This window comes from Vreelandella glaciei, assembly GCF_013415125.1.
Taxonomy (GTDB): domain Bacteria; phylum Pseudomonadota; class Gammaproteobacteria; order Pseudomonadales; family Halomonadaceae; genus Vreelandella; species Vreelandella glaciei.
On the sequence record NZ_JACCDE010000027.1, the window covers coordinates 32,475 to 45,681 of the forward strand.

The 13,207-nt window shown below is 51.4% G+C and carries 11 protein-coding genes; all 11 read right to left on the reverse strand.

The annotated features are described in order from the left end of the window. The 11 genes from HZS80_RS16985 to HZS80_RS17035 all read right to left on the reverse strand — a co-directional run bounded on the left by HZS80_RS16985 (nucleotide 1) and on the right by HZS80_RS17035 (nucleotide 13,144). Nucleotides 1–1,311: a GIY-YIG nuclease family protein gene (locus HZS80_RS16985; protein WP_127059527.1), complete on the reverse strand. Its 1,311-nt coding sequence runs from the start codon at nucleotides 1,309–1,311 to the stop codon at nucleotides 1–3. A gap of 12 nt (nucleotides 1,312–1,323) precedes the next feature. Next, nucleotides 1,324–3,390: a DEAD/DEAH box helicase gene (locus HZS80_RS16990; protein ID WP_176304941.1), complete on the reverse strand. Its 2,067-nt coding sequence runs from the start codon at nucleotides 3,388–3,390 to the stop codon at nucleotides 1,324–1,326. 2 nt (nucleotides 3,391–3,392) lie between these two features. Beyond that, the gene (locus HZS80_RS16995) at nucleotides 3,393–6,101 is read right to left on the reverse strand and encodes a DNA methyltransferase (RefSeq protein WP_127059528.1); all 2,709 of its coding nucleotides are present in this window, start codon (nucleotides 6,099–6,101) and stop codon (nucleotides 3,393–3,395) included. 498 nt (nucleotides 6,102–6,599) lie between these two features. Further along, the gene (locus tag HZS80_RS17000) at nucleotides 6,600–6,881 is read right to left on the reverse strand and encodes a helix-turn-helix domain-containing protein (protein WP_008958302.1); all 282 of its coding nucleotides are present in this window, start codon (nucleotides 6,879–6,881) and stop codon (nucleotides 6,600–6,602) included. Nucleotides 6,882–6,886: 5 nt separating this feature from the next. Next, nucleotides 6,887–8,056, reverse strand: coding sequence for a ParB/RepB/Spo0J family partition protein (locus HZS80_RS17005; protein ID WP_113270575.1), 1,170 nt, complete (start codon nucleotides 8,054–8,056; stop codon nucleotides 6,887–6,889). A 1-nt stretch (nucleotide 8,057) separates the two neighbouring features. Then, a complete protein-coding gene (locus tag HZS80_RS17010) occupies nucleotides 8,058–8,834 on the reverse strand; it encodes a ParA family protein (protein WP_113270641.1) in 777 nt (258 codons plus the stop codon). A gap of 195 nt (nucleotides 8,835–9,029) precedes the next feature. Next, complete coding sequence (locus HZS80_RS17015; RefSeq protein WP_274542011.1) at nucleotides 9,030–9,737, reverse strand: recombination-associated protein RdgC; 708 nt, start codon at nucleotides 9,735–9,737, stop codon at nucleotides 9,030–9,032. Nucleotides 9,738–10,414: 677 nt separating this feature from the next. Next, nucleotides 10,415–10,765: a hypothetical protein gene (locus tag HZS80_RS17020; RefSeq protein ID WP_113270576.1), complete on the reverse strand. Its 351-nt coding sequence runs from the start codon at nucleotides 10,763–10,765 to the stop codon at nucleotides 10,415–10,417. After that, the gene (locus tag HZS80_RS17025) at nucleotides 10,762–11,220 is read right to left on the reverse strand and encodes a hypothetical protein (RefSeq protein WP_052703851.1); all 459 of its coding nucleotides are present in this window, start codon (nucleotides 11,218–11,220) and stop codon (nucleotides 10,762–10,764) included. Before HZS80_RS17025 ends, HZS80_RS17020 begins: the two co-directional genes overlap by 4 nt. A gap of 450 nt (nucleotides 11,221–11,670) precedes the next feature. Then, nucleotides 11,671–12,486 (reverse strand): DsbC family protein, encoded by an 816-nt coding sequence (locus HZS80_RS17030; RefSeq protein ID WP_179916739.1) that lies wholly within the window; start codon nucleotides 12,484–12,486, stop codon nucleotides 11,671–11,673. A 94-nt stretch (nucleotides 12,487–12,580) separates the two neighbouring features. Continuing rightward, the gene (locus HZS80_RS17035; RefSeq protein ID WP_035557920.1) at nucleotides 12,581–13,144 is read right to left on the reverse strand and encodes a hypothetical protein; all 564 of its coding nucleotides are present in this window, start codon (nucleotides 13,142–13,144) and stop codon (nucleotides 12,581–12,583) included. Nucleotides 13,145–13,207 lie beyond the last annotated feature (63 nt).

Below are 13,207 nucleotides of genomic sequence, written 5' to 3' on the forward strand. Positions count from 1 at the left end.
TCATACCTTCTTTTTCACCAATCGCCCGGTGGTATTGTCCATGCGGTACTGAACGATACTTCCATCAATGATTCGCTTCACCACTTCGCGGGCAGTATTCAACGGAACAGAGAACCACTCTCTCGGGTGATATTCTTTTCCGTCTCTCCCGGTGAGCGTCATCTTTATTCGCTGGGCGTGAAGGAACCCATGGATGAGGGTCTCAAACTTGTTCGGATTCAAGTTATAGCATTCTATAGACGCGAGCTTTTTGACCGGCGCTTCGAGGAATGCTGTGTCCCGTTCCGCATTTTTTGTCCGCTCATCCACGGTCAGCTCGGTATAACCAATTTTCAGTAGATTCGGGATTTCACGAAGTGCGGGCTTATCGCTCAACGTCGTGACGAAATAGATTTGGCCAGCCCGCTTATCCTTGTGATTCACATTGTTGAAGGCGTCGACTACGGACTCAGCATCACGGATGATCCTCCGTCCAGTGGGGTCCTGGTAAAGTCGTTTTGCCAGAGACCGGAGGAGATGATTGGACTCTGTTCCATTCTCGAAAATCAGCCGCAGCCTCGGGTCATATCGACCATCTCCATCCTCTCGGTACTCGCCAACTTCATCGATAAGGCACATGACACCTTCAAGTATGAAGGCATCACCCGGCTGAACTTGTGAGGCCTGCTGGAAGCGAGCTGCTTTAACGTCGCCAGTTTTCAGCTTCTCGTGCAGATCCCTGAATATTGGCTCAAACGCATAGAAGTCCTGGCAGACACGCCGTTGAGCGATCTCATCTGGCTCCTCTCGGCTTTTCTCGAATGAGACATGAACCGGGTCAAAGAGGGAGTCTTCTCCTTGATCAAACTCTGAGAATGCCTCGCTCGCAAAAATGTCATCAAGTGATGTGACGTTTTCCGCCTGATTCACGTCCGTCTTCGACGCTGGCCTGCTCGGTTCGGTCGGGGCGCGGGAGGGCATTCCCTCATCATGTGCGGTCGCCTCCTGATTCGAAACCAGTACGGGCTCGGGTAGCAGGTTATGACGGTCGTATGGCTTCAGAGCTGACAACAGATCTTCCTTCTCGGCGTAGCTCTTTAGTCTACGGGAGAGAAGCTTTTCTTGAAGGTCAGGACTGTCAGCCTGCGGAGCTTTCCCCTGCTGATCGACGAACGCGCTGATCTCTTCAAATCGAGACACCTCAAGAGGCGCACCCGAGCTTGATTTCTTGGCCCCGACATCAAGAAGCCCGAACTCATCCGGGCCAGCGAATATATCGTCCAATGAAGGCCGAGCCGAGGCTTTCCGCCTGTTGTGATTGATCGGTGGCATCCCAAATCCCCCTTACGACGTCTGAGCCTGCGCCTTACGCTCCTGAGCCTTTCTCTTGATATAGGCCAGCGCCTCCGCCAAACGGCGCTCATACGGCTCACTCGCCGTCACAGATGGCTCTCGGCCTTTCTCCTTTCGGAACTCATTGATTCGCGGCCAGAGGATAACGGCCTCTTCTTCAGACATCTGAGATCGCATGCCAACCACGGTATCCTGGATGGTCTTGAGCACCGATGGCGTCACGGATTTTGAGAGGATCTCATAGGCACCCTGGAAGGGGTTCACCTGTCGAATCAGATCGACATTCAGGTTTTCGATATTGACGAACTTGTTCCCGATAAGAACAAACTTGCGATTAGGTTTTGGCTCATCATTGCCTGCACCAGCGACGGGCTTCGACGGCTTATCTGTGCCCCCCTGATAATCCTGGGCATCTTCTTGAACCCCTTCAGGAGTCATGATCTGAGCGCCTTCAGGCAGGTCAGACTCATCGAACAGCCCTCCGGTGGACTGGATGGCCATGGAGGCGTGTACGGCTTCTGAGACAGTGCTTATCTCACTGTCATCCATATCTGGATAAAGCGTTTCCACGACCTTCGGAATTTCCACCTGCTCCATGACCTCTGGATCATCATCGCCCGTCACAGCTGGTGCAATGACTTCAGGCTTTTGAAGGATGGCGGCTTTGATGTTGTCCATGTTCTCCAGGGCCTTCATGACCTTGTCGGAGACAGGCGATGTGGTATCTTCGATGACCACAGTGCCAGGGTCGACTTCTTCGCCCGGCCGTATCCGAGACCTCGGCTTGAAGTTCACTGCGGGTGCCAAGACCTGTTCCATCAATAGCGAAACGGTGATGGCCTTGAGCATGTTGTTGACCGACGTTTTGACGTCGTCATCCTCTGCATCTGGCTGGGCAATCAGGTTGGTAAATTGGGCGTGTGTTTTGCCTTCTGAGTCGCGAGTAGCGCGGCCGATGATCTGGATGATTTCCGTGAGCGAGGAACGATAGCCAATGGTCAGAACATGCTCGCACCAAGGCCAGTCAAAGCCTTCCTTCGCCATACCCAGGGCAATGATGATATCCATGTCGTCGGCTTTCGACACATTCCTGAGGTAATTCTGAACCTCTATCCGGAGAGGGTTGTCATCAACCAGATCGGCAACCTTCAAAAGCCGGCCGGACTGGTCCTTCACGGTAATAATACCGGTCTTCATATCCTTCTCGACGACATCGCCGATAGCGTCGAGAATGTAATCGACCTCAGAATACTTGTCCTTCGTGGACTCGACCGCGTTGACGTTTGGAATATGGACAATCGTCTTCTTCGAGGTGTCCAGCACCTCATGCACAGCATCCAGGTACCGACCGGTGTAGAAGTGATAGCCGATGCCAAGTGACTTCAGATATCTGTAGCCATTGAGCTGTTCATAGTAGGAGTAGGTGACCTGCGTAAACTTCTCTTCGTCCTCTGGCAGGAGAATCGGAACGGCGTCACCCCGGAAGTACGATCCCGTCATAGCCACAATATGGGCATTCGAGCCCGCCATGACACCATCAATAAGCTCGCCAAGCCGGTTTTCGCCGTCCGCAGAGGTGTGGTGGAATTCGTCAATTGCCAGCAGGGTGTCGTTGAAGTCCGATGGAGCCAATTCCTTGTAAGCATACCGCAGTGTTGCATGGGTACAGATCAAAATATCTGCGTCCGGATCAGACATGAAGCGGATGAACGCTTTGACCTTGCGGTCCTCCCCGCCAGGTACGCAAAGGTTGTAGCTGGGCTGCACCTTCCAGTCGGCAAAGAAACCAGCGCTCGTGAGGTCAGTATCCTTGAACGAGCCACCGATGGACATTTCGGGCACGGCCACGATGACTTTGTTCAGTCCCTGGTGTTGCAGCTTGTCCAGTCCAAGGAACATGAGCGCCCGCGATTTACCGGACGCCGGAGGAGCCTTGAGAAGCAGGTATTGCGCATCGCGAGCGTCATACGCCCGGGCCTGCATTTCACGCATGCCCAATTCATTCAGATTCGAACTCTTGCCAGTTTGTTTGTACTGGACCGTCATCAGATCGGCCATGATCAATTACTCCCTTTGGCTGTTTTCTTGGCAGGCTTCTTTGCTTTTTCTTCAGCAATCAATTTTTCGTAACGGGCGAAGAGGTACTCCAAACGCTCGGTAGCGTCTTTGAATGGCTTGTCGCGGTAAAGGTTTTCAACGGCGCGATCCAGAGCTTTATGGGCTTCCCGCAATGGCTCTGGCATTGCTTTCGGGTCATAAAGTTGCGACAAGGATTTGTCAGGGTAGTCTTCGCGAAGAATAAGAATTGTTTCTGCTAAACTTTCAACATTATTCCTCTGATCACTGATTATATTCGGCCATGGGAATGTGTTGTAAACTAAAGTTGGTGAATACCGGTAACGGCTCTCCAAGCGTCCAGCAACAGCACGCATCCAGTCGTTGTGCATTTCGGATGTTAGGATTCCGAACTCGTAAAGCCCCCCATTATCGACAAAGAAGTTTGGTGCTATAGGTATTTTATTAGAACCCAATATGTCGATCGGTATATAATCCCTCCTCTCAGAAGACACTTGCGGCATAAAAACATAATTTCCGGGATTGTGCTGTTCTCGAAACAGGTGAGGTCTCTCAGCCTGCTTTTGGCTTCCCTTGTCACTGCTTGAAAGCCTTTTCACGCGAACGGATTCAACCCGCCTGGAGAGCTCTTCCGAGCTATTAATATCATCTTCAGTAGCATCAACTAGCCATAAGCAATATCTTCTCTTCCCGTTTAAGAATTCGGCTGCACCTACAATTTCGCGAATCCATTTCTCGATGCCGGGCTCTTTCTCCAGTAGAGAATCTTTCTCGCCTTCCGAGAAGATCAAGTAACCACCGTCATTCGTGTAGTTACCCATCACCATTTCTTTGTCATGATTTAAGCTGGATGACCTACCTTTTACTACCATATTGGGGCCATCAATTAGGTATGGCGATATATTTTTCGCAGATCTCTTAAATTCTCCTGAATAAATATGCTTAGACTCTCTGGATTTATGAGAAAATCCTAGTATAGCTACATGCACCCCCGCATTCTTTTTTGCATTGTTTGACCACTTAAATGTTGAGTGTGCAAAATTTAACTTAACACCTTCCTTTAACAACTGCCCCCAAACAAGGTTGGCTTGAACGCCTTGGAATATTGAATTAGTTGCGACAAATGCTGCTTCGCTATCGCTTGGATTTAAGCTCATATACCTAGACGCTTTGAAAAACCATCCGGCAACGAAATCAACTTTACCTGGGCTTTTTACCGGCTTTAATGTGTTCGAAAGATCCTTTGATTGCTCTTTGGTTCTAAATCTGTCACCTATAAAAGGAGGGTTTCCACACAAGTAGACCTCTCCGCCGGCTGGACAGATAGACGCCCAATCAATCTTCAATGCATTACCGCAAGCTATGTTCCCTGAATCTTTCAATGGAAGGGCCGCCTCGGAATAACCAAACTTAGCTTTGAACGCAACGTTCATCTGATGTTCTGCCAGCCATAGAGAAAGTATGGCAATTTCATGCGCAAAATCATCAATTTCGATGCCGTGAAACTGGGACAGCTTAATTCCTGAGTAATACATTTCAGTCTGATCCGACACCGTGTTCAGAGCGTCGATGATTTCCATTTCCAGCTTTCGCAACTCTTTGTAAGCAATGATCAGGAAATTTCCTGAGCCGCAGGCCGGATCAAAAATGCGCAAATTCTGGAGGCGCAGAAGTAGCTCCTTCAGTTTTCGTTCGTTCTTCCGACTCTTCTCAAGCTCTGTATAAAGTTTGTCGAGGAAGAGAGGCTGGATCACTTTCATGATGTTGGAGACAGAGGTGTAATGCTGCCCCAGGCTTCCCCGTTGTTCTTCGTCAATGACCGCCTGGAACATTGAGCCAAAAATGTCTGGATTGATCTCAGACCAGTCCATGCTCCCGCAATCAATCAAAAGTCGTCGAGCTTTTCTTCCAAATTCTGGAATGGGCTCATCCGCCTCAAAGAGGCCGCCATTGACGTAAGGGAACTCCTGGAAGTGAGCAGCCATAGATGCTCGCTCAGGAGCTTTATCATCCAGATTCAAGACAGTGAAGAGATCTGAGAAAAACTGATCTACGTCAGAGCCATCTTCCTGTGTCGTTGACTGAATGGCAGATGTCATCTGACCCTGAGCGAAGATGCCGGTGTCTTCGGCGTAAAAGCAGAACAAGAGGCGGGTAAGGAAAACGTTGAGAGCGTGAATGTCCTCAGGCTTCGAGAGGTCATTGCGCTCGCGGATCAAATCAAACAGCCGACCCATCTTCTCAGAGGCTTTAACGTCAGCTGGATGCTCTGAGTACATTACTGCCTTCTCGTATCCGGCCAGCGGGAGGAAGAAGGCATATTGCTTATCCAGCTCATCCATCGTAGTTTCAAGGCGCTCTTCTGCCTTGAGATCTAAGGCAACCAGGCTCTTAAAGTCAGTGACGATGACAAAGCGGATATCGTTCCGTGGCACGACCTCGCTTGCCTTGAGCGAGTCGGCTTCAGTATTCAAATCCGTCCCCTCTGGAACAGATCGGAAATAGAGCTTCTTCTTCAGCCCAATATCATCACCGCTGGCAACGTTTCGGCTATCGTCACCTTTGCGAAGGCGGGTTATGGTGCTCTTCGGAAATCCGTAAGCATCTAGGAAGGAGAAGATGAACTCATCCGGATTGAGGTTGGAGCAGGCCTGCTCCATGGATTCGATAATGCGTGCCTGACTAATCGCCATGTTTCCACTCCTGGCCAGTCGTTCGTCGAGCCTTCGACTATGTGCGAATTCTGACGACAGAATACACACTTAGTTCCGGTTTAGAAACTCAATGATACGACAGAGGCATCACACACGCAATTCCGGTTTACGGGTTCGGTGACACACTGTAGGCTGGAGTGGAATTACACACTGGATTCCGGATACCCGTTTAAAAAAGGTATCAGCACAGCTATTAATGAATCTGGGTGTAGTGCGCAGGTTCCTCGATCATTGTCCACTATGTCATTAAGCAACGGTTGCCCAATTGTCTTACGTGCGTATCTATCCAGCTCGACCTTAAAAGTAGCAAGCTCTTTAACTACGTCTTCATGACCAATTGAAACAGGTTGCTTGATGAGATTCAGTGGGGGATGGTCGGGTTCAGGCACTGCTGATGACTCCGTGTTGACTGGCTCAGAAAGGTGGGGCTGGTTTGACATAATTCGGGGAGCTATTTGCTCCCCGGGTGTCAGCTGGCTAGGAAGTGCTGTCTCCAAAATGCACTCGAAAGGAGTTTGGGTCCAAGATTCCCCAGCCTTCAAGTGCGTAATAGCCCATTGCACCTTCAGGTGAGCTAGGGTCACGAATAAAGAGGATTTTTACCTTAAACTCTTCCCGGATCGAAGTCAGCTGCCGTTTAACCGTGCCAGCCGGGATGCCCGTAGCTTCAGAGATGTCCTGAAGGCTTGGGCGATCCATGTGGTCAATAGCACGGATAATGTCGTATTTTCGCTGTGTGTCACGCGATAGGCTCGGCATAGAGGTCAGTCCTCACCCTCGACACCAAGTAGCTGAACGTCAGAGACTCTTACCCTCAGTGTGTCTTTTTCATCATTATCTAGTCGAACCCAGCAATAGCCAGGCTCATGATCGATACGATCAGTCTGTAGCATGCCACTACGTTGTGCGCCCTTCACGGTAACGCCTACCACGACCCGAGCCCGGGTGGGCTCCTTTGCCATTACTGGCGCTGGTGTATCAAGTTCGGCGCCAGCAGCCTTTTTAGGCTGGGGTTGCTCAGTATTAGTGGCCGATTTAGGTCTCGGTGGCTTTTCCTGTGCAACATCCCCCTTACCAAGAGAGGAGTCATCTTTCTCGTTAAACTGGGGCGGCATTGCGGGCTGGACATCATCAACAGTGTTCCCCATGCCAGAGTTTCCAGCGGAGGGGGATGAGTCGAATCCGCTCAGTGGTGGCTGGTCATCATTCGTCCCTAGAGCTGGCGCTGGAACCTGAGCCTCCATGGGAACTGTTTCAGGGTCTTCAGCCAGAGTGCCACCCTTTGCCTGTTTCAGCAGCTCACGGCAGGCTTTTCGGCTGATTCCGTCTACTAAGGCCTTTTCGCAAATGCGTTCAGCCTTCTCTGGCGCAATTTGATAAATCTGCCTGAGCGAATTCAGCGATTCGGGGTCAGCCGTGACATCTTCCTCGTATAGCTTCTGTACGCATTCGGGGAGCTTGAGCAGCGATAGGTGCTGCGAGATATAACCACGCGATTTACCTAGACGCTTAGCCACATCGACGGCCTTCCACTTAGCGTCAATGAATTTCTGAATCCCCTTGGCGATTTCCATCGGAGTCAGGTTTTCCCGCTGAATGTTTTCAATCAGCTCGCCGGCTGTTTCGTCCAGCTCCTCCTGGTCCTTTTTGTTGACGATCGCCTCAACCGGCACACCGGCCAGTTTACATGCACGCCAACGGCGCTCACCTTTCTGAATTCGATACTTACCGTTAGCATCCTTAGGAGATACGATGATCGGCTGTTCCTGGCCATGCGACTTAATTGAGTCGGCTAGCTCCTCAATACCGCCGAATTTCTCTCGGACTTGGCCATTTTTCGGCACCACTTCAGCTGTATCCAGCACCAATACTTCCTTGGCGCCTTTAGAGCGGCGTGAGAGGCTTTGCAGGTTGTCTAGTTGTCCTAATGCCATGTCAGCCCACCTTTTCCATGAGTTCTTCGATAACTGCACGGATCTCTTTGCCAGCCTCTCGTGCCGATGTCTTTTTTATGCTCCAAACGGGTACGCCATTGAGGTTGGCCACGTCGAGTTGCCCTCTAACGCCAATCTCAGATTTGTAGACCAGATCCGGCACCGCCTTGCGAAGCTCATCTCGCGTGATCATGTCCTCCTCGAAACCGCGTTTGAGGTTATTGATCACCATCCCGGTGTTTTCCAACTCGGGATTCAGCTCCTCCTGAACGCTTATGATCGTGTTCAGCAGACCCTCTACGCCATCCAGTGCGAAACCACTTACTTGCACCGGACAAATGACATGAGTGGACATAGTGAGTGCAGCTACTAGCTTACGGCCCAAACTAGGGGGGCAGTCGACAAGCACGTAATCGTAATTATCCAGTATGCCGCTAGCCTTCAGGTTTGTGATCGGGTTGACCACACAGTTGAGCGGTAGGGACTCAATCTCAGATAGCTCTGGATCGTTCTTGGTTGTCCAAATCAGATCCATTCCGCGCACGCACTTCATCGGCTGGATTTCATGCATGTTCTCATCGAACAACCGGACTGATGGTGTGCCTGTATAGGTTGCCTCATCGCTCTGGCTCAACCGGCTAGATGTGTTGCCCTGTGGGTCGAAATCAACTGCTAGTACGCGATAGCCCGCCTCCACGAGGTAGAAGACTGTTTGAAGGCAAATGGTCGATTTTCCGACCCCGCCTTTCTGATTGGAGAAACTGATTATTTTGGTCATGGAGTTCCCGGTAGCCGACCTGGAAAAAGACAGGTTGAGAATGTCCTTGTGCAAACGGCGGCGATCCTTGCCAAGTTACGCATGCGAAACATGATAATCCACATAAACTGATACGGCAAATAGTATAAACCGATCTATCTAGCGCATAAAAAAGGCCTGGACAGAGCCAAGCCAAAGACAGGATATGAGTAGGGTTCAGGCTGCTTTAGATGCCTGAACAGCATCCTCAGGGGTATCCTCTAGCGTAGGGACTGATTCACCCCCTAGTAGGGTTATCAGCTCCTCGACAACGGCCGCAAGAGCTGGGATGTGAATATGGGCATCCGCATCAAACCTTGATGCTTCATCATCACCCGAATCAGCATGCTCAAGCAGTGCATCATCGAATTTGATCTTCTTTAGGCCTAGATCATCCTGAAGCTGCATCGCCAGTTGACCTGTCCGAGCAATCGAAAGGGCTGAACAGATGCGGCCTCCATCAAGGTGCTGCTGTATCTCGTCACTATCGAGATCGACCTCCGAAACCTTAATCACACCATCATTGCCAGAAGGCGATTCGAGCTGGCAGAACTCTCCAAGAGCCCAGCCTTCAGCACGCTCAGTCGAGGCAGCCAACCAACGGGTCATCAAAGCTGTTGGACGATCGCTAGTTGCCATTGGCGTGACTTTGAGCGATCCCAGTGTAAGGCGCAACAGATCGAGTGCTTCTTCTGCTTTCTTACGACTGGCAGCGTCAATGAGTATCCATTTACGCCTGATGTCGATAGCCATCAGAAAATGCCCGGTTCGCTTCAGGGAGGTGGGCAGTAGCTCTTCGTATACCTGCTCTTTGAGCAATTGTTTCTCCGCACGGCGCAGGTGACTTCCTGAGGCCTTCTCCATTTCAGCCGCCCTCTCCTCCACCAGCTATTTGACCGCGGCTACTGGGAGCAAACGCTGCTACTGCCGAAAGCGAAGAATGAGATATTGAGACTGGAGTGTGTATGCCAATACTTCACCGCAAACAGCCGACCACCCTACCCTTCGAGCCTCTGTGGGCGCGCAGGCCCTGGAAAGTTTTTTTCGATGAGGCTGGTCATTTCGTCAGCCCCAAAGAATGAGCTATGTGCCCTATATGACAGTGCGTTGTCGAACACGATTAGGCCCTACGATCTTATTATTTTAGGCAAGGGAGCATGGTATTTAAATGGTGAAATAATAGATAACGGTATAACTCCCCCCCTCCCCTAGGCGCTATAGTAAACTGGCCAGTCATTTACCTCGGATAGTCAAGCGCTTCAACACCCAAGGCCTCTCGGAGAAAGGTGTTGGCTGCCCTCCTCCCAACGTTATCTCTTTGCGGATAGTCGCTGATTCAGCCGCATTGTTCCAACACAGCTGGTATGCCGCGAGGACGGGTTGGTAGTCGACCACTCCGCCCTCACGGAGGCAGCGGAGTATGAAGCGCTGATCTTCTTTGGTAAGGGGAAGCTCATTCAGCTGGTCCAGTCGGTTATCATTGCTATCCATATTATATCTATGCCAGACGACGAATTATATTAAATTCAAGCAGAATGAAACATTTAGTGTTTGCCACTTGACTAAGGGATGTACAACCGTTGCCCATTGCCACTATAGCTGGCGCTTATAGTCTCCCGAGCTGTATGGCCATAATCCACGACACCATGAACCGCCTCTTCCATCCGCCAGTGATTTCCATCCCGCGGGGCGAGGCTAACTCTCGCCAAGCCAGGGGGAAGCCTTACAGTGAAACAATGTAGATGGATGTCATCCAGGCCTTCAATCATCTTGAGATTGATCTCATCAATCTGATCCGTCTCGACCGCATACACTGTGTAGCTCCCATCCAGGCCAAGCTGTTCCTTGGCCACGGTGGTCAGCAATTCATCGAACTTCAGAGGGGCATCTGAAATGACCTTGGTATCAATCATCCTTCACCTTGTCCCCACTGAGTGCCACCGTTCGGGCTGTTTATGCGATGGTCTGTCAGCAAGCATAGGCGCCGCCCATCGACCCATAGCTCTCGAAAAATACCCTCGTGGGTATACACACCTACAAGCACATCTAAAGGCTCTTCGTAGTACGTGGATGAAGGTGCCAGGGTGCTATCGTTGAATGGCTCTTGACGGACTTGTAACGCTACAGCAGTTTGCCTGGCCAGCGGCACGCTCTTGTTCTTCATGCCCCATTTCCATGAGACACGATCTTTAGGCTTGAAACGCTCGTGCGATTGCTCTTCGTTTAGGAGATCCAGTGCCAGGCTAATTGTCATCTTCGTGATAGCTGGGTCACTTGGATCAACTTGGTCAGCATCCATCGACTGCTTACGCAGGCCGGATATTACGCGCCCCAAAGAGGCGAGCCAACTTTTGTTGCCTTGCTTCATGCATCTATCCTCGGAGTCTTTCTATTCCGCCCGACAGCCACGGCCACACCTATTAATGTCCATGCAGCAAGTAGCGTAAAACCTAAGTGGAGGAATGCTCCGTAAGGCGGTCCCAATTTGACAGAGAGATAAAGAGACGCACCAAACGCGATGAGCCACCGGAACCAATAATCAACTGACCTACTTGCGACCCAGCGCGCCTGCTCAAGCGTCAGAGGACGGTGCAGCCAGCGAAAGGGGTAAAGGGTCTTCTCCCGTGTACCACGGCCTACCTTGAGTGGCTGACGTGGAAATAGACGGTTCACGGCGAACTGCGGAAACATTCCTTCGATTGCTCGCCGCATAATACTAACAGTGCGTTGGTCTTGTAGAGACATGGGGTGCCCTCTAGCTGGGCGCCCGGACTGCCGGAGAGGGAGCCAGGGCGCATTTCTTCAAGGTGCAATAAGGTTACAGGCTACGGATTTCAGCCGCACGAAGAGCACCACGCATGATATGAGCTTCACCGTTCTCATCCTTGTAGAGCGTATTCGGTGTAGACCGGATACCCAGCTGCTGGATCAGGTTGCTGTTCTCACTCACGATGTTCATAGCTTCGGCGCTCGGGGAGCCAGACACACTGCCGCCTCCCTCAAATGTGGCCAGCACTTCGGTAGGGTTCTCGGCGTCGACTATTTGTGCAGCCTGGTGGAGCGAGCCCTCGCCCATGAAGCCTACCGGAATCCAACGGATGGTGACTTCATCCAGAACCGCCCGGGACTCTTGATACATTTTCTGGCAGTAACCACATTGAGTATCAAAGACGACATACAGAACCTTGTCGCCGCTCCCCTCTTCAACGTAGAAGGCATTTTCCTCAACTTGCGCAAGCGCTGCGGCCTCATCCTCATCTGTAAATCCGTTGTCCTGAGAGGCAGCTCGCTTCGGCATGCTGGCCAGCGGGCTATTCTCCATGTGCTGCTCCATGTGAGCCTGCGTCAAGTTTTCGCCACCCTCGCCCAGAATCATCCCGATAAAGGCATGCGTACCATCCTCAGTGGTATAGATCACATTAGTGTCGTTCTCGACACTAATAACCCAGCCATTGATGCCATCTAGGCCGGTATCGAATGTTTTGTCGACCTTGGCTCCAGGGATGCCCAAATCGGACACGGCCTTGGGAAGCTCTAAGCTGGAGCCGGCATTGTCGTCATTGGCGACGGTAGTTCCCGCGAAAAGTGCGGAGGCGACTGTAACAGCGGAGGCGATCAGGGTAAGGTGTTTCATCAATAAGCTCCTTGAGCAAAGTTAAGCGCCAGTGGTGCTGGCGTAGTCTTCGCCATGCAGGGCATGGCCACATCAGGTTCTAATCATCTGCTGTTTATGGCAGCAGCTCTTCAATTCCCGCCTCGCGCTGCGAATCGGCACGCTCACGCGCTTGCTGGTTAGCACGACTGACCAGCTCTCGAGCCTCCTCATAAAGGTTCGATGCGCTGTAAGTGGTGTCTCCATGACGATCAAGACTTGTCTCGATCGTGGGGGCATCTGTTGGCAGGCCTAAACCAGCCAGTACGGTGTCAGTGATGTCAGGAATAGTGCCGTCCAAGACGGCTGCTTGACGGACGATGACCAAAGCGCCATCTGCTGCATCAACGATCGCTGGGCGAACGCCATTGTCGACGCGAGCCAATGTGGATACGGCTGAATCTCTTGCCTCACCGTCCCCTAGCAGCTCACTGGCTGCTGCACGGCGAGCATTAACGTATTTGGCCGTATCGAATGTCACCACGGCTGGTGATTCAGCGTTTGACGAGGCCCATGGGAGGTCTAAGGGAATGACGGTTATAGCGAACGCCATCGCACCCAGCACACCACCTGCCAAAGGCAATACCCTAGCCAAGGGGTGCTGAAATCGGGATCTGGTTTTTTGGTCTGTCTCGCTCATGTGCCTGCCTATCGTCTACGCATGAAAAAGCCCCAGGAATAAACCAGGGGCTGTGAATAGAAC

What these genes read in the sequence shown, in the direction of transcription:
- HZS80_RS16985 (WP_127059527.1), bottom strand. Translation starts at nt 1,311, where the DNA reads ATGCCACCGATCAATCACAACAGGCGGAAAGCCTCGGCTCGGCCTTCA.
- HZS80_RS16990 (WP_176304941.1), bottom strand. Translation starts at nt 3,390, where the DNA reads ATGGCCGATCTGATGACGGTCCAGTACAAACAAACTGGCAAGAGTTCG.
- HZS80_RS16995 (WP_127059528.1), bottom strand. Translation starts at nt 6,101, where the DNA reads ATGGCGATTAGTCAGGCACGCATTATCGAATCCATGGAGCAGGCCTGC.
- HZS80_RS17000 (WP_008958302.1), bottom strand. Translation starts at nt 6,881, where the DNA reads ATGCCGAGCCTATCGCGTGACACACAGCGAAAATACGACATTATCCGT.
- HZS80_RS17005 (WP_113270575.1), bottom strand. Translation starts at nt 8,056, where the DNA reads ATGGCATTAGGACAACTAGACAACCTGCAAAGCCTCTCACGCCGCTCT.
- HZS80_RS17010 (WP_113270641.1), bottom strand. Translation starts at nt 8,834, where the DNA reads ATGACCAAAATAATCAGTTTCTCCAATCAGAAAGGCGGGGTCGGAAAA.
- HZS80_RS17020 (WP_113270576.1), bottom strand. Translation starts at nt 10,765, where the DNA reads ATGATTGATACCAAGGTCATTTCAGATGCCCCTCTGAAGTTCGATGAA.
- HZS80_RS17025 (WP_052703851.1), bottom strand. Translation starts at nt 11,220, where the DNA reads ATGAAGCAAGGCAACAAAAGTTGGCTCGCCTCTTTGGGGCGCGTAATA.
- HZS80_RS17030 (WP_179916739.1), bottom strand. Translation starts at nt 12,486, where the DNA reads ATGAAACACCTTACCCTGATCGCCTCCGCTGTTACAGTCGCCTCCGCA.
- HZS80_RS17035 (WP_035557920.1), bottom strand. Translation starts at nt 13,144, where the DNA reads ATGAGCGAGACAGACCAAAAAACCAGATCCCGATTTCAGCACCCCTTG.